This is a genomic window from Vreelandella boliviensis LC1 (assembly GCF_000236035.1).
Taxonomy (GTDB): domain Bacteria; phylum Pseudomonadota; class Gammaproteobacteria; order Pseudomonadales; family Halomonadaceae; genus Vreelandella; species Vreelandella boliviensis.
In genome coordinates this window covers 507,279-527,061 of the sequence record NZ_JH393259.1, presented here as the reverse complement: position 1 = coordinate 527,061, position 19,783 = coordinate 507,279, and the positions used below count along the sequence as shown (strand labels likewise).

The following is a 19,783-nucleotide window of genomic DNA, read 5'->3' as shown; positions in this document are numbered from 1 at the left end:
CGATGTCCAGGGCGAGCCGCTGCCCGCAGAAACCCTGGAAAAAGCCAAAGCGGCCAGCGCTATTTTGCTGGGTGCCGTGGGTGGCCCCAAGTGGGACAAAATTGAAGACCTTTCCAAGCGTCCTGAAAAAGGCCTGCTGGGCCTGCGGAAAAACTTAGGATTGTTTGGCAACCTGCGCCCGGCGATGCTCTACCCGCAGTTGGCCAGCGCCTCCAGTCTCAAGCCTGAGCTGGTGGCCGGGCTGGATATTATGATCGTCCGCGAACTCACCGGCGGCATCTACTTCGGCCAGCCCCGCGGTATTGAAGAGCGTAACGGCGAGCGGGTGGGCTTTAATACCTATATCTACTCCGAGAGCGAAATTGAGCGCATCGGCCGCGTTGCCTTTGAAATGGCTCAAAAGCGCGGCAAAAAACTCTGCTCTGTCGATAAAGCCAACGTGCTGGAAGTGACCATTTTATGGCGTGAGGTGATGGAGCGTTTGGCGCCGGAGTACCCGGACGTTGAGCTATCTCATATGTACGTGGATAACGCCGCCATGCAGCTGGTACGTGCGCCCAAGCAGTTTGATGTGGTGGTGACCGGCAATATGTTTGGCGATATTCTTTCCGATGCCGCGGCCATGCTCACCGGTTCCATCGGTATGCTGCCTTCTGCTTCATTAAACGAGAGCGGGCAGGGCATGTACGAGCCATGCCACGGCAGCGCGCCGGATATCGCCGGTCAAAACGTGGCTAATCCGCTGGCGATGATGCTGTCGGTGGCCATGATGCTGCGCTACTCACTGAATGAGAATGCCATGGCAGAGCGCATTGAAAACGCTGTAGGTAGCGTGCTTGATGGTGGTCTTCGGACCGCGGATATCGCATCCAAAGGTATGCAAACCATCGGCACCGATGCCATGGGCGATGCGGTGTTGGCAGCGTTTGCTAAGCAGTAAAAGTGGCTTCAAAATCACCGTAAAGAAGTGTGTATAATACCAAGACTCATTCTTTGCAGGAGGACTTCATATGTTGAAAGTCGGTTTCGTGGGATGGCGCGGCATGGTGGGCTCAGTGCTGATGCAGCGCATGCAGGAAGATGGTGATTTCAACGGCATTGAGCCGGTGTTCTTCACCACCTCCCAGGTTGGCCAGCCCGGCCCCGACATCGGTGTAGACGTACCTCCGCTGAAAGACGCCTTTGATATTGAAGCGCTCAAAGCGTTGGATGTTGTTGTCACCTGTCAGGGCGGTGACTACACCAAGCCGGTCTATAAAGACCTTCGCAGCGCTGGTTGGAACGGCTACTGGATTGACGCCGCGAGTACCCTGCGCATGGAAGATGAAGCGACTATTGTGCTGGATCCGGTCAACCGCAAAGTCATCGACGACCAGCTAGCCAAAGGCGCCAAAACGTTTGTGGGCGGCAACTGCACTGTGAGCCTGATGCTTATGGGCTTGGGCGGTCTGTTTGAAGCCGATATGATCGAGTGGATGACCTCCATGACCTATCAGGCGGCTTCTGGCTCTGGCGCTAAGCACATGCGCGAGCTGCTCAACCAAATGGGCCAACTACGCGACAGCGTAGGCGAAGAGCTAAAAGATCCCTCAAGCGCGATTCTAGATATCGACCGTAAAGTAACGGCTGCCATGCGCAGCGGAGATTTTCCGACCGATAACTTTGCCGCACCGCTGGCGGGTAGTCTGCTGCCGTGGATTGACACCAAGCTTGATAACGGCCAGAGCCGCGAAGAGTGGAAGGGCAGCGTTGAGACCAACAAGATTCTTGGCCTCGACAACAACCCGATCCCCATCGATGGCCTGTGTGTGCGTATCGGCGCGATGCGCTCGCACAGCCAGGCGTTCACTATAAAGCTGAAGCACGATGTGCCGCTGGATGAGATCGAAGATCGCATCGCCAAGCACAATGAGTGGGTCAAACTGATTCCTAACGATAAAGACGCCACTATTGCTGGTTTAACGCCTGCGGCCGCCACTGGAACGCTGCAAGTGCCGGTTGGTCGCCTGCGTAAGCTGCAAATGGGCGGTGAATACCTCTCTGCATTTAGCGTGGGTGACCAGCTGTTGTGGGGCGCCGCAGAGCCGCTTAAGCGTATGCTGAAGATTCTGCGCGAACAGTAATTGTTTGTTGTAGTACGGTATGTAGTACGCCAGTCGAAAACGGGAAGCTGTTCGCAGCTTCCCGTTTTTTTTTGTGCAGCTAGTGCTCGCTGTGGTGGGAATAACGACGCTATTTCGTTAAGTTATGATAAAACCGACGTAATACAATAATCTGGCATCAATAGTTAAAAGTAAGTAGGCGATAGTTAAAAGTAAGTAGGCGATCAGGGATCATTCATGAAAAAAACACTGACATGGATTACATGGCTCTCGTTGAGTGCAGTGAGTCCTATAGCGCTCGCCGTTGGCTTGGGGCAGGCGAGTGTCAGCTCATACCTGGATGCGCCTTTAGATGCTTCAATCCCTCTGCTCGAAAGCAGTGATTACGCCCTTGACGATATTCGTGTCAGCGTTGCCGAGCCCTCTGCTTTTGCGGCAGCAGGCCTTGAATGGACGCCGTTAGCGGCTAGCGTGCGCGTCCATGTTCAAGAGCAGCAGGGGCGCCGCCAGGTGCGCTTGAGTTCAGGGCAGCCGATGGAAGAGCCTTGGCTGGAGCTGTTATTCACACTGGAGTACCCCGGAGACCAACAGACGCGCGATGTGATCCTGCTGTTTGATCCCCAGGGCTATTCTCAACAGGATCAGTCGCAAATCGCTGCCCCGAGCGCTGTGCCAGTAACGAGTAATGCCGCTAACCCTCCAGTTGCTGAAGCCCGGGCAGCGTCACCTGGCATCAGCGAGCGTGACCGTGGCAACGATAGCAGCGCTTACGTAGGCCGTGGCGATACGCTGTGGAGTGTTGCCGAGCGTATTAAACCCGGTGAAGTAAGCGTACAGCAGATGATGGTCGCACTGCTGGAAGCCAACCCTGATATCTTTCCGTCAGGCAATATAAATGACATGCGTGCAGGCCAAACGCTGCGGGTACCTACTACTGAGCGCGTTCTGGCACGCTCTCATGGTGATGCCGATAACGCTATCAAAGCGATGAATGAAGCCTGGCGGGCTCGTCGCAATGGCTCATTGCAGGCGGTGTCACTACCAGAGGTTGAAACCGCGCCCGTTTCTGATACTTCAATAGCCGCTGCCCAAACGCTACAGGATGACGAGCTAACCAGTCCTAATAGCGCGCTCGCCGCTGGCGGTTCGGATGCGCTCGTGTCGGATACGGACGCTTCAGAATCATTCGACGAAGCCGCGGTTGAAGAGGGGGGCGACGAGCCTGAAGCGTTAACCCGTGCAGAATTGACCGATCAACTGCGCCTCAGCCAAGCGATGCTTCAGCAGGTGCTAGAAGAGCGTCAGTTGATGCACGCAGAACTTAACGAGCTGCGTGGTGAGGTTGTCTCGCTAACTCAGGCGCTAAGCGATGCGTTGGCAGCTCAAGAGCAGTCCCCAGCGCCACTCGTTGCCAGCATGGACGAGACTGATAGCCCGGGTATGGCTGCCTTAATTGAGCGCTACCAGTGGCCGTTGGCGTTGGCTGCCATCGCACTGCTGGTAGCGCTTTTGGTATGGCTACGTAAGCGCCGTGAAGAGACTTGGGAAGATGTCCCGCTGTCTGAGCCAGTGGTTAGGCCAACGGTTTCGCCTAGCGCAGCGCCCAAGGCAACGCCTATGCCGGAGGCTGTTCCTGTCACTTACCCAGCGCCTCAAAATGAGCCGCCTGAGCCTGAATCAGAGCCCAAGGCTGAGAGCGATGCTCCTGCCACTAGCGCCGCGCCGACAGCAGATGCCGATCAGTGGCTGATCGATGATCAAGGGCAGACGTCATCGCAAGATGACACTCTTCGCTATGAAAATAGCCAGGCATCTGGGCTAGCAGAGCAGGGTCGCCAACGGCGGTTGAAGCTACACGCTGTTTCCGGTGACAGTTCTGAAAATGTCTCTTTAGCCCCGCCGCCGAACTCTATGCCTATGAGCCAGCTTTTGGCTTCTATCGGAGCCGGTTTGCCTGATTCTGATCCGGCGGCTGATGATGCTCATATACACCAGATGGAGAGGCCTTCTGAAACAGCAGAGGATTCAGGTCATCGCTTTATCGATTACCATCCGCCGATCTTAAACAGCGCTTCACCTACCCATGATGGCGGCCTGCGCACCGAGACCCCAATGCAGCCCACGGTAGAGTTCTCCAGTGAGCCGCATGCCAAAACCGTACCACCTGCTAAGCCACCGCGACGGCCGATTGAAGAGGATTGGGAAATCGAAGAGGTAGCATTCAAGCCGCGAGGTCTGGATAATAGCAATCCCTCAAAATCTTCAAAATGATGTGGCTTGATGACGCTGTTCTATCACTTCGATGAGAAAATCCCGCTTACCGGCCGCTTGGCAATGGGTATTGAGTACGACGGTACCCGCTACTGCGGTTTTCAGCGCTTAAACCACGCTGCATCGGTTCAGGCGTCGTTAGAGGAAGCGCTGTCCAAGGTGGCCAACGAGCCCATCCGGGTGAGTGCCAGTGGGCGCACCGATTCGGGTGTGCATGCCACGCGTCAGATCGTCCATTTTGACCCGCCGGTGGGGCGTTCTGAGAAAGCCTGGATCTTTGGCGCTAACACCCATTTGCCCCGCGATATGGCCGTGCGCTGGGTGAAGCCAGTGGGCGATGACTTTCATTCACGCCTGTGCGCCTTGGGGCGCCGCTACCGCTACGTGCTGCTGAATCAGATAAGCCGCCCGGTATTGGAGCGAGCCAATGTGACTTGGTGCCGTGACCCGTTAGACGCCGATGCTATGCACCGTGCTGCCCAGGCGCTGGTAGGGGAGCACGATTTTTCAAGCTTCCGTGCCGCTGGTTGTCAATCCAAAACCCCCTGGCGGCATATGCACTTTGTTGACGTAAAGCGCTACGGGCAACTGGTGATGATTGATATTCAAGGCAATGCGTTTTTGCACCATATGATTCGCAACATTGCCGGTGCGCTGGTGAGCGTCGGGCGCGGCGCTCAGAGTGAGGCCTATATCGGCGAACTGCTGGCGCTGCAAAACCGTCGCAAGGGCGATGTGACGGCGCCTGCCTGCGGGCTGCATTTTGTCGATTCGGTTTACGATGAGCGCTTTGATCTGCCCAAAGAGCCGCTGGGGCCGCATCTGCTCTCGTTTACCGGTGAGTGGACGGGAGAGCGTGAGCTTCCGGATACGCCACGGGTGGCCTATCGGCGCAATCGCTCGCTGCGTAATCCGGCAGCTACCCCTGAACAGGAGGCGTCGTCATGAGTGCTGCTCTGCAAACCCGCACCCGAATCAAGTTCTGTGGTTTTACGCGTGGTGAGGATATTGACCGAGCCGTGGCGCTGGGCGTGGACGCCTTGGGTTTCGTCATGTGGCCAAAAAGTGCTCGCAGCGTCAATGTTGAACAACTGGCGGCGCTGTCTGCCCGCGTGCCCGCGTTTGTGACCCGCGTAGGGCTCTTTGTTGACCAGCCTGCTGAGCTCATAGAGCAGTGCTTACCCTATCTCGATATGCTTCAGTTTCACGGCAATGAAACGCCCGATGACTGCCAGCGCTTTGCGCTGCCCTGGATGAAAGCGCTACGTATGCGCGATGAGATCGATCTGGGCCATGAAGCGATGCGCTACCATCAGGCCCAGGCGCTATTGTTAGATGCCTATCGACCCGGAACGCCGGGGGGCACCGGGGAGACCTTTGATTGGTCGAGAATCCCCGCAAATCTTACAAAACCTGTTATCCTCGCCGGTGGGTTGAGTGCTGATAACATTGCTGACGCTGTGCGTCAGGCAGCGCCTTATGCAGTGGATGTATCCGGCGGTATTGAAGCCTCCCAAGGCTGTAAAGATGCTGAAAAGATGGCGTCTTTCGTTCGTCATGTGGCATTAGCCGACGCCCGCTAGCGTTTGTGGCATAAGTTTAAGCGTCCTTGATTTATGCGTGTTGCTTATGGGCATTTTATAGCGCTACGTGTTTAAGTTGATTCATTTATTGTTTGCCTGTTCTGGCGATCTTGTGAGGTATCTCTGTGACCGTTTCTGAAACCGTTTCTAAAACCAAGTTCAGCGATCTGACCCGAATGCCAGATGCCCGTGGTCATTTTGGCCCCTACGGCGGTCGGTTCGTGTCAGAAACCCTCAGCTTTGCGTTGGAAGAGTTGGAGAAAACGTACTTAAGCCTGCGTGATGACCCCGACTTCCAGGCCGAGTTTGACTACGACCTTGCCCACTACGTTGGCCGTCCCTCACCGCTGTACCACGCCAAGCGCTGGTCAGCGAGTCTTGGCGGTGCGCAGATTTGGTTGAAGCGGGAAGACCTGAATCATACCGGCGCTCACAAGGTCAACAACACCATCGGCCAGGCACTGCTGGCCAAAAAAACCGGCAAGCCGCGTATTATCGCTGAAACCGGGGCGGGCCAGCATGGCGTTGCCTCGGCGACCGTGGCCGCTCGCCTAGGGCTTGAGTGCGACGTCTATATGGGCGCTGAAGATGTCCAGCGGCAAAAGCTGAACGTCTATCGTATGCGCCTACTGGGCGCACGGGTCATTCCGGTGGAGTCCGGTACCCGCACGCTCAAAGATGCCATGAACGAAGCGCTGCGTGACTGGGTCACCAACGTTGACAACACCTTCTATATCATTGGGACCGTGGCGGGGCCGCACCCTTATCCGCTGCTAGTTCGCGATTTCAACGCGGTGGTGGGGCGTGAGGCGCGCCGCCAGTCGCTGGAGCAGATTGGCCGTCTTCCCGATGCGCTGATTGCCTGTGTGGGCGGTGGCTCTAATGCTTTGGGCCTGTTCTACCCCTTTGTGGAAGATGACGACGTTGCCATGTATGGCGTTGAAGCCGGTGGTGATGGCGTGGAAACCGGCCGTCATGCGGCGCCGCTGGCATCCAATGCTCCCCGCGGCGTGCTGCACGGTAACCGCACCTACTTGATGTCAGACGAAGCTGGACAGGTATCTGATACGCACTCCATTTCAGCCGGCCTGGATTATCCGGGCGTGGGCCCAGAGCACGCGCTATGGAAAGACGTAGGGCGGGTTTCTTATGTGGCCGCTAACGATAAAGAAGTGCTCGAAGCGTTTCGCGAGCTGACGCACATGGAAGGTATTATGCCTGCTCTTGAGTCAGCCCACGCGCTGGCCCATGCCAAGGTATTGGCGCCTACCATGCGTCCTGACCAGCATATCGTGGTTAACCTCTCCGGGCGTGGCGACAAAGACATCATGACCGTTGCTAAGATTGATGGCATCGAATTTTAAGGGCAGCTTTTTTAAGGGCGAGCATGAACCGTATTGATCAGCGTTTCAGTGAACTTAAGCAGCAGGGCCGTAAGGCCCTGATCCCTTACATCACCGCTGGGGACCCAGCGCCGCAGTACACCGTAGGCTTTATGCATGCCCTGGTGGAAGCGGGCGCTGATGTGATTGAACTAGGCGTGCCTTTTTCTGACCCCATGGCTGATGGCCCGGTCATTCAAAAGGCCTGTGAACGTGCATTAAAGCAGGGCACACGGCTGATTGACCTTATGCAGATGGTCAAAGAGTTCCGCCAAACCGATACTACAACGCCGGTTGTGCTCATGGGGTATTTGAATCCCATTGAACGAATTGGTTACGAAAATTTTGCCGATCAAGCCGCCAGCGTGGGCGTTGACGGCGTGTTGATCGTGGATATGCCCCCGGAAGAGGCTGATGAGATTGGGCCACTGCTGAAATCGCGGGATTTAGCCGCGATTTTTCTCGTTGCGCCTACCACTTCGTACCAGCGTGCCGCTACAATATGCGCCCACGGTGAAGGCTATCTCTACTATGTTTCGCTGAAGGGCGTGACCGGGGCCGCCACCCTCAACGCAGACGATGTAGCCGAGCACCTGGCGCCGCTGCGGGGGTTGACCGATTTACCGCTCTGTGTTGGTTTCGGCATTCGCGATGGTGTGACCGCTGCGGAAGTCGCTAAAGTCGCCGATGGTGTGATTGTAGGCAGTGCTTTGGTTAACCGTATTGCCGAAAGCGTCGATGCGCCGGAAACCATTGCAGGTCAGTTGAAAAGTGTACTAGCAGAGATGCGTACGGCGATGGATGCCTAAAGCGAAATGCTTTATCGCCTATACTGAATTGATTAACGACACTCATCAAGCCTGGTTTTTTCCAGGCGTTGACGTATAACGGAAGCCTTTTTGATATGAGCTGGTTAGACAAGATCGTACCCTCCATGGGTCGTATCCAGCGTAAAGACCGTCGCGCTAGCGTGCCCGACGGCCTCTGGCGTAAATGTCCCAAGTGCGAAGCGGTTCTCTACCTCCCCGAGCTAGAGAAACATAACAGCGTATGCCCCAAGTGCGATCATCACCTGCGCTTGACGGCACGCAAACGCTTGGACTGGTTCTTGGATAAAGCAGGACGCGAAGAGATTGCGGCGGAAATCGAACCTGTTGATCGATTGAAGTTCCGCGACTCTAAAAAATACAAAGACCGCCTGACCGCGGCGCAAAAAGACACCGGCGAGAAAGATGCGCTGGTCGCTATGCGCGGTGAGCTGGATGGTCTGCCGGTGGTCGCCGTTGCCTTTGAGTTCACCTTTATGGGCGGCTCAATGGGGGCGGTCGTCGGCGAGAAATTTATTCGCGCCGCTACCCTGGCCCTGAATGAGAATATCCCGCTGGTGTGTTTTGCCGCCTCCGGTGGTGCACGCATGCAGGAAGCGCTGTTCTCGTTGATGCAGATGGCCAAAACGTCCGCCGCGCTCGAAAAGCTCAAGCAAGCGGGGGTGCCGTACATTTCGGTTCTCACGGATCCTGTCTTTGGTGGTGTTTCCGCCTCGCTGGCGATGCTGGGTGATTTGAATATTGCCGAACCCAATGCCTTGATTGGTTTCGCAGGCCCGCGGGTTATCGAGCAAACGGTGCGTGAAACCTTGCCAGAAGGCTTCCAGCGCAGCGAATTTCTGCTTGAGCACGGCACCGTCGACATGATCGTCCACCGCCATGAAATGCGAGCCCGCGTGGGCAGCGTGCTGCGTAAGCTAACACACCACGAAGCGACGCCGGATACTTCGATAAACCCTGATGATGCCGACGTTGTTGAACCGATCGTCGAGGAAGCTAACCTAGCGGATACCGCTAACGTCACTTTTGACAAGGTCGATGAGACCAAGAAGGACACCACTTCCGTTAAGAGTGATGATCATTCACGCAATGCCTGACTCTCTAGAACCACACGCTCTACAGCCGTCTTCTATGCCGCCATATTCTTTTCAGCCACACTCCTTAAAACAGTGGCTTGAGCATTTGGAAACGCTGCACCCGGTAGGGATTGAACTGGGCCTGGAGCGTGTCTCAGCGGTAGCAAAACGTATGGGGCTGCTTTCAAGCCCCATCGCCCCCTGCGTTATTACGGTGGCAGGCACCAATGGCAAGGGCTCAACCCTTGCCATGGTTGATAGCGTTGCCCGAGCCCATGGTTGGCGTGTGGGTACCTACACTTCTCCCCATTTATTACGCTACAACGAACGCGTTAAAATCGCTGGACAGGAAGCCGATGATCAACTGCTTGTGCAAGGTTTTGAGCAGGTTGAGCGCGCGCGATTGCAAGGTAGTGAGATCAGTCTGACCTATTTTGAAGCGGGTACACTTTGTGGCCTATGGTGCCTGGCCAATGCAGAGCTTGATCTTGCGGTACTTGAAGTAGGGCTTGGGGGGCGCCTCGATGCGGTCAATATCGTTGATGCGGATGTAGCCATTGTTACCACTATCGCTCAGGATCACGTTAACTTTTTAGGCACCGATTTAGCCCAGATAGGGCGTGAAAAAGCCGGTATTTTTCGTACCGACCGACCCGCCGTGTTAGGTAGCCACAAGTTGCCCGCCAGCGTAGCTGAATGTGCCCAGGCGCTAGCGGCACCCACGTTTAGTTTGGGTCAGCAATTTGCCCATCAGGCGATGGCCGGTGAGCACTCCCAATGGTGCTGGCAGGGGCTGCATTCAGATGGTCTAAGCGTTGTTATTGACGAGCTACCTGATCCTGGGCTGCCTATCGATAACGCTGCCACCGCATTACAGTCGCTTGTGCTTGCCGGGCTTGAGTTAGAAAAGTCTCGTGTGCAAGCAGCGCTGGGTTCGGTGCAGTTGGCTGGGCGGATGCAATGGATTGGGCCCTGGTGCCTGGATGTGGGGCATAATCCTCATGCCGCCGAGTATGTCGTTCGCCATTTGCCGTCACCGCCGGAAGGTGGACGCCAGTGGGGGCTTATCGGCATGTTGAATGATAAGGATATTGACGGTGTCATAAAGACGTTAGCGTCTCGCATTAGTGATTGGGTTTGCGTGTCGCTGAGTGGGGAGCGAGGTTGCCAGGCAAGCGAGTTGTCGCAACGTATTATTGCTCATGGAGGGCGGGTGCATTTTTGTGCCGATTCGCCGCAAGCAGGCGTTGATTGGCTTGCGCAAATGTTAACGCCCAATGATCGTGTCTTGGCCACCGGGTCGTTCTTTACAGTAGCGGCACTGTTAGCTCGGCCACTGCCAACAGGCGCTGCGTCGCTTGATGGAGACGGAAATGAAATACGGTAAAACGGAACGCATTAGCGGTATTGTGATTTTACTCGCGTTACTGGCGATCTTTGTGCCGTGGCTAATGAGTGACCCTGCGCCTAGGGAAGAGCGTCCCCAGCCGAATTTTGTGATTGAGCAGCCAGTTGAAGTGGATCGCCGTGACGTTCCTGCACCGGAAAGGCCTTCAACCATTGGTGAAACGTCGTTATCGTCGACTCCTCGTGGCGATGGTGAAGAAGGCGATATACCGATTGACGCCGATCCGCGGTTGCCGGAAGCCGATCAAATCACTGCTTCTAATCAATCGCCTTCCAGTTCAGAAATACCGGGTTCCAGTGAACCCGATGAAGCCCCGGCCCCCCCCAAGAGCGACCCTATTGCTGATTTAATTGCCAGCAATAGTGGCAGTGGTCAAAGCAGCAGTGGAAGCTCGTCACAAAGCGGGTCACAAAGTTCATCGCAGAGCGCACCCAGCCCCTCATCCAGTGCTCAAGGAGAGTGGGCGGTGCAAGTCGGCAGTTTTGGTGAACCCGGTAATGCGCAGCGCCTAAGCGAACAGCTTTCTGGTGAGGGTTTTACTGTTTATCAGCGTGAGCGCGATAACAATATGACCACTGTCTTTGTGGGGCCTTATGCCACTTCTGAAGAGGGAGAGTCCGCCATGTCCGCGATTAAAGAGCGAGCTAATGTACAGGGCCTTCTTGTTCGGGTAAGAGACTAAAACATGGCGTTAACATGGATTGATGCGGTGTTCTTAGCCGTGCTGGCGTTATCAATGCTAGCCGGATTCGTAAGGGGGTTTGTTCGCGAAGCGTTGGGTTTGGCCGCTTGGGTGGTTGCCTTAATGGTTGCCCGAGTGCTCGCCGAGCCAGTGGCCGAACTGATGAGCGGGTTTATCGATAGCTTTGATGCCCGCCTAGTGCTCGCTTTTATACTGGTGATCTTTGCTGTTATTTTGCTTTGCGGAATTGTGATTCGCTTGGTGCACGCCGCGATTGAGTGGGTGGGGATGGGGCTTTTGAACCGCGTAGCGGGCGCCGCTTTTGGCGTTGCCCGCGGGGCGGTTATTTTACTTATTGCTACCGTGCTGATTACCCTTACCCCGCTGGCGGAACTGCAGGCGTGGCAGCAGGCTGAGCTGCGACCAACTTTTATTCAATTGCGCGATTGGGCGGTGAGCCAGTTAGATCAGTGGGATCGCGAGCTGCCCGAAGCGCCATCGTCGCTGCGCGACATCTCTCTACCCGAGCTGCGTCTGCCCGGTTCGACGGAGCGTGAGGTTATCCCAACAGGTGATTGACCTGTTACTGAAGTTGATTCTACGAACGTTCGTGTTTGCCTAGGTAAGTGACTTAGGTAAGCCATGTCATTAAGCGAGGTAACGTGAATGTGCGGTATAGTGGGCCTTCTGGGCAAGCAGGCGGTAAATCAGGGAATCTACGATGCTCTGACCGTACTTCAGCATCGTGGCCAGGACGCTGCCGGCATGATGACATGGAGCGAGGGACGCTTCCTACTGCGCAAGAGTAATGGCTTGGTACGTGATGTATTTCACACCCGCCACATGGCCCGCCTAAAAGGAAACCTAGGCATTGGTCACGTGCGCTACCCGACGGCAGGCTCTTCCAGTGAAGCTGAATCACAGCCGTTTTATGTTAATTCTCCTTACGGTATTGCGCTGGCGCATAACGGCAACCTGACCAACTCAGAGCAGCTGAAGCAAGAGCTATTCTCTACCGATCTGCGTCATATCAATACCAGCTCCGATTCAGAAGTGCTGCTCAATGTTTTTGCTCACGAGCTGGGCAAGCAGGGATTGCATCTGGAAGCGGAAGATATCTTTGATGCCGTGCGTAGAGTTCACCGTCGCTGTAAGGGTGGCTATGCCGCCGTGGCGATTATTAACGGCTTCGGTATGGTGGCATTCCGTGATCCTTTCGGTATCCGCCCAGTAGTGTTCGGTACCCGCGAAGAAGAGAATGGCCAAGCGGTGATGATCGCCTCCGAATCCGTTGCATTAGACGTAGGCGGCTTCGAGCTTGAGCGTGATTTATCGCCTGGTGAAGCCATCTTTGTCGATATTGAAGGCAATATTCACACCCAGGTATGTGCTGACCGCCCTGAGCTGCGATCGTGCATTTTTGAACATGTTTACCTAGCTCGCCCGGATTCACTGTTGGACGGTGCTTACGTTTACGGCACCCGGATGCAGATGGGGCGTAAGCTGGGTGACCGCATTCTCAACGAGTGGCCGGATCACGATATCGACGTGGTCATCCCGATCCCTGATACGTCGCGCACCTCCGCCCTGGAAATGGCCCAGCACCTCGGTGTGACCTACCGCGAAGGGTTCATGAAGAACCGCTATATTGGTCGTACCTTTATTATGCCGGGGCAAACCCAGCGTAAAAAATCGGTACGCCAAAAACTCAATGCTATAGACGTTGAGTTTAAAGGCAAAAACGTTCTGCTGGTGGATGACTCCATTGTGCGCGGCACGACCTGTAAGCAGATTATTCAAATGGCCCGCGATGCTGGTGCTCGCAAGGTCTATTTTGCGTCTGCGGCGCCCCCGGTACGTTTCCCCAACGTGTATGGCATCGATATGCCTGCGGCGTCAGAGCTGATTGCTCATGGCCGTAGCGAAGAGGAAGTGGGCGATTTGATTGGCGCTGACCGTATCTTCTATCAAAACCTAGAAGATCTAAAAGCAGCCTGCCGCGAAGTGAATCCTGAAATGGAAGAGTTTGATTGCTCGGTATTTGACGGTAACTACGTGACCGGTGATATCGACGACGCCTACCTAGCCGCATTGGAAGCTAGCCGTAATGATTCCGCCAAGGATCAAAGCGCTGGTGACCATGCCCTGGTTGATATGCATAATCAGGACGATGACCTGGACGATTAGGAGAGAAGTTTGATGGATGATGACAATCACCAGGATGAATGGTCACTAGAGACATTGGCGATCCGGGCTGGCCATCAGCGCACCTTCGAGCAGGAGCACTCGGAGCCTATTTTTCCGACCTCAAGCTTTGTCTACGAAAGCGCGGCAGAAGCAGCACGTAAGTTCGGTGGGCAGGAGCCGGGTAACGTCTACTCGCGCTTTACCAATCCCACGGTACACACCTTTGAGCGTCGTTTGGCGGCCCTTGAAAGCGGCGAGCGCTGTGTTGCCACCAGCTCGGGTATGTCCGCTATTCTCTCCACTGCGCTGGCGCTGCTTTCAGCAGGGGACGAGATTGTGGCCTCCCGGTCGCTGTTTGGCTCTACGGTTAGCCTGTTCGATAAGTATCTTGGCAAGTTTGGTATTACCACGCGCTATGTTGAGCTTTCCAACGTCTCTGCCTGGGAAGCGGCAATTACTCCTAAAACGCGGCTACTGTTTGCCGAAACGCCCTCTAATCCGCTGTCAGAAATTGCTGATATTCCGGCCTTGGCAGCGTTGGCAAAGCGTCACAATGCGCTATTGGCTATTGATAACTGCTTTCTTACCCCGGCACTCCAGCAGCCCCTGGCGTTAGGCGCTGATTTAGTTATCCACTCGGCTACCAAGTACCTGGATGGCCAAGGCCGTGCAGTCGGTGGTGCCGTGGTAGGTAGCCATGCGCTGCTTGAAGAAGTCTTCGGCGTGGTGCGCACTTGCGGGCCTTGCTTGAGTCCCTTCAATGCATGGATTTTTACCAAGGGCCTGGAAACCCTGTCGCTGCGTATGAACGCCCACTGTGAAAACGCCTTGACCCTGGCGCGCTGGCTGGATGCCCACCCGGCGGTTACGCAAGTGTTTTATAGCGGTCTGGAAGGTCATCCTCAGCACGGTTTGGCCAAACAGCAGCAAAAAGGCTTTGGCGCCGTATTGGGTTTTGAAGTGAAAGGCGGCCAGGAGGGCGCTTGGCAGGTGATCGATGCGACTCGCATGCTCTCTATTACAGGTAATTTAGGTGATGTTAAAACCACCATTACCCATCCTGCGACGACGACCCATGGCCGTTTATCGGACACCCAGAAAGAAGTGGCGGGTATTGCGCCAGGGCTGGTTCGTGTGGCAGTAGGTCTCGAAAGCCAGCAGGATATCCAGCGCGACCTTGCCCGTGGCCTGGACATCCTGGCTGGCTAGTTGATAGTGAGCATTCAGGCGCGGTGACGAAAAACCCACCTTTGATGAAGGTGGGTTTTTCGCATTCCTGAAACCTAAAGGATCATATGCTGCTCAAGCAAAGAACCATTATGTGTTTTATGAAGCGTTGCGGTGGTGCAGATCTGACACCGCAATCTCGTCTTCATTACTGGAAGAGTGATTGATGTGCGAGCTTGGAGCAGCAACGCTGTTTTTCTCTGCACCGCCGTTAACCAAAGGCAAATCAGCCGGCGTCATGTGCAAAGTGTCAGTACTGTAATTCGCTGAAGAGCTAGGGTGAACAATTTGGTTAAGTTCGCCAGATCCCTGTTCAGCTAGAACGGCAGTAGAAGTCAATGTCATGGCAATAGCGGTGATAAGGGTAATTTTTTTCATGATTGGCGCGCTCTCTAATAGAAAATTTGTGTGCAGCTGTTTGATGACGCTGCATGATGTCTCTCAGGACATGTAATAATAGTAAGCGTGCAAACAAAATAATAAAATTGAATATAATTGCTTATATTTTCTTAAATTATTCGCTTTTTTAGAATGAAGTGTCGTGACCATTTCACAAAAGCGCTGCGTAAAAATTGTTAGCCGATTATTCAATGGTTTTTACGAATGAAATATTCTGCTTTTTTCAGAGGTTTTCAGTAGCCTATAGCGGTAAGGTTCTGGGCATGGTGAATAACGTAACGAATAGTGTAATCCCTGCTCTGATAAACGCGTTGGCGAAGCTGAAGTAGTCATAGAGAAGAAGTAGTCATAGATAAAATGAGGAATAGCATAATGTTGTGGAACAGCCGCAGCGGATGGGGGTTAATCAGTATTCTATTTCACTGGCTAAGCGCGCTGACCATTATTGGACTGTTTGCGTTGGGCTGGTGGATGACCGATCTGGGCTATTATGATCCTTGGTATAATCAGGGGCCCTGGGTACACCGCTCAATTGGTATCTTGCTGCTGTTTGCCACACTGGCGCGTTTGGTATGGCGCTTCGTCCAACCGACACCCCAAGCAGAGGGTAGCCGTTTAGAAACTATTGCGGCCCATTTAGGTCATATCTTTCTGTACATATTGGTTTTAGTGGTGATGATTAGTGGTTATTTAATCTCCACTGCTAATGGTCGGGGTGTCAGTGTGTTTGGTTGGTTTGAGGTGCCCGCGCTAGTGTATGGCTTACCCAATCAAGCCAGTTTGGCAGGCGATATTCACTGGTACGCTGCTTTAGCATTAATGATGTTAGCTGCGGGGCATGCTCTTGCCGCCTTTAAACACCACTGGTTAGATCGGCATAAAACATTGGTACGCATGCTGAACCCATTGCATAGCCAAGCTGGTGATCACAAGGCATCAAAGTAATAATATTGTCCATATACGTTTTTTCTAAACATCGCGAGTAAGATAACTACCTGCCCGCGGTGCCTATTAAGTAAAGCAAGGAGCAATTCAATATGTTCAAGAAGACAGCATTTGCATCCGCGATTGCCGCTGTAGCGCTGGTACCTTTGAGCCAAGCGCAGGCAGCTGACTATCAAATTGATACCGAAGGCCAGCACGCCTTTATTCAATTTAAAATTAATCACCTTGGCTTCTCGTATATTCTGGGTAGCTTTGAAGAGTTTGATGGTCAGTTCTCCTACGATGCTGACGATCTCGATGCCTCTTCTGCCGAAATTGAAGTGCAGGTTAATAGCCTGAACAGCAACCACGCGGAGCGTGATCGCCATTTCCTAAGTGATGATTTCCTCAATGCTAGCGAGTTTCCGACCGCGACATTCAGCTCAACAGGCTTTGAATCAACGGGTGATAATGAAGGCGTGTTGACAGGTGATCTGACCCTGCACGGCGAAACTCAAGAGATTGAAATGCCGGTTACACTGATGGGTGAAGGTGATGACCCTTGGGGTAACTACCGTGCTGGTTTTGAAGGCAGCACCACGCTGATCCTGAGTGATTATGGAATCGATATGAGCGATTTCCCAGAATCCATGCATGAACTTGAGCTATACGTTACGTTTGAAGGCATTCGTCAGTAAACTGTGACTGTTGTGTCTACGCCACTGCCCTTTAAGGGGCGGTGGCGTTTTACGTTTAACCATACCAAATGTTGATACCGTCAAAATAAGGAGAGAGTGTTTGGCAGCTGTCATACATCAAAAAGAGTTGGCGATAACCCTATGGCGCCAAACCTGGCCGATGGCCATCGGAGTGTTAGCGCTATTGGGTTTTCAACTTGTTGATAGCGCCTTTATTGCCCGTTTGGGTACTGCACAGCTAGCTGCGCAGTCGTTCACCTTTCCGCTGTCATTTTTAATTATTGGCATTCAGGTGGGCATGGGCATTGCTATTGCCGCACTTATTTCCCGGGCGCTAGGCGCAGGGGAAGGGGGGCGAGCGAGGCGCTTAAGCAGTTTGGTGTTAATGGCCGGCGGTGGCGTTATCGGTGTGTTAGCGGTCGCTTTGTGGCTATTCCATGTGCCCATTTTTCAGCTACTGGGGGCGGATGTAACCACGCTCTCGTATATCCGTATCTACTGGGGCCCGCAGCTGTTATCTGCTTGGCTGGGGGCGCTGCTCTATTTTAGCTACAGCGTGTTTCGAGCCCATGGGGATACCCGGTTACCGGGCAAAATGATGGTGCTTAGTAGCCTTGTTAACCTTGTGCTCGACCCTTTGCTGATTTTTGGAGTAGGTAATTGGGAAGGCTGGGGGTTACCTGGCGCTGCCTGGGCAACCGCCATTGCCTTCTCTGTGGGGCTGTTGGTGACCTCGCGTAAATTATTCAAACGTCAGTGGGCATCTCAACAGGGGCTGTGGCCAGAGGCGAAACAGTCGTGGCGGCCGTTTACGGGCATTGCCGCCCCCGCTATGGTCAGCCAATTGATGCCGCCCTTGGCGGCGATGCTGGCAATTTCAGTGGTGGCAGGCTTAGGTGAAAGTGAAGTGGCGGCCTGGGGCTTGGCGAGTCGTTTGGAAACACTCTCACTGATGGTTATTCTGGCCATGACCATGTCGCTGCCGCCCTGGTTAGGCCGCTGCTATGGTGCTGGTGATTGGGGGCAGATACAGCAGCTTATGCGTTTGTCAGTTAAGGTCGCGCTAGTTTGGCAATTAGGTCTGGGTGTATTCCTGGCGCTAGGAGCACCCTGGCTAGCCATGGCCTTAGCGGGCAACCCCGAGGTGCAAAACGAGCTGACACTGCTGATTCGCTTTCTGCTGCCCAGCTACACAGCACTGGGTGTCTGTATGCTAGTGGTTTCGGCGGGCAATGCGCTAGGTTGGCCGCTGCGAGCGATGCTGTTATCCAGCGCTCGGCTGTTTATTTGCTATTTGCCCTGCCTATGGCTGGGCTCGCAGTTCTTCGGCTGGTGGGGGCTGGCGGCGGGCGCCGCCGTGGGTAACCTGTTAGCGGGCTTAATGGCGTGGCAAGTCATGCGGCGCATTTTATCCCGCCCGCATCGGCAGGCGGGATTCGTCAATTAACGCAGTCGCGAAGCTTCTTGAAAGGAGAAGTAGATAAACAGCAGTGCCATGCCTAAGTAGCCGATCACGAACTCTGGGGCGGCATTGAGTGACAGTTCGGGGGCGTGCATCAGACCGACGAACGAAAAGCCAGCGGCAATGGTAGCAAAGGCAGCCGCGCGTCGAAATTGGTGGTCAATCACTGACACCGTCATCGCACCGAGCAGAATGGCCATAAACATGGCCCCTTGGCCCATTACCACAATGGCGCTAGAGATGTCGGTGACGACCTCGCCAGCTCCGCGGTTAAAACGCGTCATCACATAGTTGGCGAAGTAGGGCAGCATGGCCAGCGCCACGGCGGGGTAGTAGCGCGTGTCATTGGCTTGAAACGCGGTGGCAATCATCGACATGCCGACAAAGACCAAAATCGGTGCGACCACTGAAACGGGAATAATCGCGGCCAGGGCAGCGATTAAGCCGAACATGGTGGCTAGCGCATACACGGCACCGTTGAGAAGGCTGTAGCCCCGGCCTGCGCCCATCCACTTGGCCCCCACGGTAGCAATATAGACCGTGGTAGGAAAGACGCCACCAAATAGCGCACCAATCATAGTGCCTGCACCATCGACTGCCTGACACTCGCGCACATCGTACTTATCGCCTGCAGCTTCCATCGCCTCGACGTTGTTCATCGTCTCAATGGCGTTATAGAGCGTAATCGGTAGCACTACTGTGAGTACCGCAAGCATACTGGTCAGCAGCAATCCAAGCCCTTCAAACCAGGCTAGGTTGGGGAGTAGTGGATAAAAACCTAAATGAGTAAATGCATCGCTAAAGCGCTCGGTACCGGCGTCGCCAATTAAATAGGCCATGGCGGTACCAACGATAATGGCGAATAGCGAGGTAGGCAGCTTAAACGGCATGCTCACTCTTGCGACCAGGCCAACAATGATGATCGCTAACACCAGCAGACCAATAATCGGCATTTCCAGCGTTTTGAACAGCATTTCACCGGCGATAAATGTCAGTGCGACACCGGCAACGGCACCCAGCATGGCGGCACGCGGCAGGTGATACTGCACCCAGCGGCCAATCACGCTGATCGCGGCTTCGATGGCGCCGCTTATAAAGCAGGCGGCGACCGCCACTTTCCAGGCCATTTCTGCATCACCGGTGAGCTGTTTGGCGGGTAGCAGTACGCCGAATAGAAACACGAACATGACCGGCGTTGAGATACCGTAAGAGAGCGCTGTGACATCGGCGCGGTTCTCTTTGCGTGCCAGCCTTGCCGCGCTCCAGGCGTAGTAGAAGTTACCCACCATAACCGCTACCGCAGCACCCGGAAGCACTTGGCCGTATACAATAGAGGAGGGGAAGCCCATGCCCAGCATGGTGATGGCGATAATCACAAAGTTGGCAATGTTATTTTGGAACAGGGCGAAGAACGCGTCGGTATCTTCTTTTTTGTACCAGGGGTAGTGGGTGCTGGCAGCCGCCATGATAAGCCTCTTAATTATGGTGTGTTGTATACAAGGCAACGCTGAGTGTGCCGAATTGTTGACTAATCGGTCAAGCGCCTTGCACACAA

At 54.4% G+C, this 19,783-nt stretch carries 18 protein-coding genes; 16 read left to right on the top strand and 2 right to left on the bottom strand.

The window, feature by feature from the left end:
• The 13 genes from leuB to KUC_RS16835 all read left to right on the top strand — a co-directional run.
• The coding region (gene leuB / locus KUC_RS16895) for a 3-isopropylmalate dehydrogenase (protein WP_244264831.1) at positions 1-940 on the top strand (940 nt) is incomplete at its 5' end.
• Between the two features lie 70 nt (positions 941-1,010).
• Positions 1,011-2,123, top strand: coding sequence for an aspartate-semialdehyde dehydrogenase (gene asd / locus KUC_RS16890; protein ID WP_007114451.1), 1,113 nt, complete (start codon positions 1,011-1,013; stop codon positions 2,121-2,123).
• A gap of 216 nt (positions 2,124-2,339) precedes the next feature.
• The gene (locus KUC_RS16885) at positions 2,340-4,373 is read left to right on the top strand and encodes a type IV pilus assembly protein FimV (protein ID WP_007114450.1); all 2,034 of its coding nucleotides are present in this window, start codon (positions 2,340-2,342) and stop codon (positions 4,371-4,373) included.
• Between the two features lie 9 nt (positions 4,374-4,382).
• Positions 4,383-5,321 carry a tRNA pseudouridine(38-40) synthase TruA gene (gene truA / locus KUC_RS16880; protein WP_007114449.1) on the top strand — a complete coding sequence of 313 codons (939 nt, stop codon included), beginning with the start codon at positions 4,383-4,385 and terminating at the stop codon, positions 5,319-5,321.
• On the top strand, positions 5,318-5,956 hold the full coding sequence (locus tag KUC_RS16875) for a phosphoribosylanthranilate isomerase (RefSeq protein ID WP_007114448.1): 639 nt from the start codon (positions 5,318-5,320) through the stop codon (positions 5,954-5,956). Before truA ends, KUC_RS16875 begins: the two co-directional genes overlap by 4 nt.
• Positions 5,957-6,132: 176 nt before the next feature.
• Positions 6,133-7,320: a tryptophan synthase subunit beta gene (trpB, locus tag KUC_RS16870; RefSeq protein ID WP_171051224.1), complete on the top strand. Its 1,188-nt coding sequence runs from the start codon at positions 6,133-6,135 to the stop codon at positions 7,318-7,320.
• A 23-nt stretch (positions 7,321-7,343) separates the two neighbouring features.
• Positions 7,344-8,147: a tryptophan synthase subunit alpha gene (trpA, locus tag KUC_RS16865; protein ID WP_007114446.1), complete on the top strand. Its 804-nt coding sequence runs from the start codon at positions 7,344-7,346 to the stop codon at positions 8,145-8,147.
• A gap of 95 nt (positions 8,148-8,242) precedes the next feature.
• Complete coding sequence (accD, locus tag KUC_RS16860; protein ID WP_007114445.1) at positions 8,243-9,262, top strand: acetyl-CoA carboxylase, carboxyltransferase subunit beta; 1,020 nt, start codon at positions 8,243-8,245, stop codon at positions 9,260-9,262.
• A 34-nt stretch (positions 9,263-9,296) separates the two neighbouring features.
• Complete coding sequence (gene folC / locus KUC_RS16855) at positions 9,297-10,628, top strand: bifunctional tetrahydrofolate synthase/dihydrofolate synthase (RefSeq protein WP_007114444.1); 1,332 nt, start codon at positions 9,297-9,299, stop codon at positions 10,626-10,628.
• Positions 10,615-11,331 (top strand): SPOR domain-containing protein, encoded by a 717-nt coding sequence (locus tag KUC_RS16850; RefSeq protein ID WP_007114443.1) that lies wholly within the window; start codon positions 10,615-10,617, stop codon positions 11,329-11,331. Before folC ends, KUC_RS16850 begins: the two co-directional genes overlap by 14 nt.
• Before the next feature lie 3 nt (positions 11,332-11,334).
• Positions 11,335-11,910 carry a CvpA family protein gene (locus KUC_RS16845; protein WP_007114442.1) on the top strand — a complete coding sequence of 192 codons (576 nt, stop codon included), beginning with the start codon at positions 11,335-11,337 and terminating at the stop codon, positions 11,908-11,910.
• Positions 11,911-11,997: 87 nt separating this feature from the next.
• Positions 11,998-13,518 (top strand): amidophosphoribosyltransferase, encoded by a 1,521-nt coding sequence (purF, locus tag KUC_RS16840; RefSeq protein WP_009286952.1) that lies wholly within the window; start codon positions 11,998-12,000, stop codon positions 13,516-13,518.
• A 12-nt stretch (positions 13,519-13,530) separates the two neighbouring features.
• Entirely contained in the window at positions 13,531-14,727 is a 1,197-nt protein-coding gene (locus KUC_RS16835) for an O-succinylhomoserine sulfhydrylase (protein WP_007114440.1), read from the top strand.
• 117 nt (positions 14,728-14,844) lie between these two features.
• Here KUC_RS16835 and KUC_RS16830 read toward each other — a convergent pair whose 3' ends face one another.
• Complete coding sequence (locus KUC_RS16830) at positions 14,845-15,123, bottom strand: hypothetical protein (RefSeq protein WP_007114439.1); 279 nt, start codon at positions 15,121-15,123, stop codon at positions 14,845-14,847.
• A gap of 396 nt (positions 15,124-15,519) precedes the next feature.
• On the opposite strand from KUC_RS16830, the gene KUC_RS16825 reads away from it, so the two are divergent.
• The 3 genes from KUC_RS16825 (at position 15,520) to KUC_RS16815 (ending at position 18,213) form a co-directional block, all read left to right on the top strand.
• Entirely contained in the window at positions 15,520-16,089 is a 570-nt protein-coding gene (locus KUC_RS16825; RefSeq protein ID WP_040481415.1) for a cytochrome b, read from the top strand.
• Positions 16,090-16,181: 92 nt separating this feature from the next.
• Positions 16,182-16,766 carry a YceI family protein gene (locus KUC_RS16820; protein ID WP_007114437.1) on the top strand — a complete coding sequence of 195 codons (585 nt, stop codon included), beginning with the start codon at positions 16,182-16,184 and terminating at the stop codon, positions 16,764-16,766.
• Between the two features lie 100 nt (positions 16,767-16,866).
• Entirely contained in the window at positions 16,867-18,213 is a 1,347-nt protein-coding gene (locus tag KUC_RS16815) for an MATE family efflux transporter (RefSeq protein ID WP_007114436.1), read from the top strand.
• Here the strand turns inward: KUC_RS16815 and KUC_RS16810 are convergent.
• A complete protein-coding gene (locus tag KUC_RS16810) occupies positions 18,210-19,694 on the bottom strand; it encodes a hypothetical protein (protein ID WP_007114435.1) in 1,485 nt (494 codons plus the stop codon). The two genes, KUC_RS16815 and KUC_RS16810, sit on opposite strands and share 4 nt — an antisense overlap.
• Between the last annotated feature and the right edge of the window lie 89 nt (positions 19,695-19,783).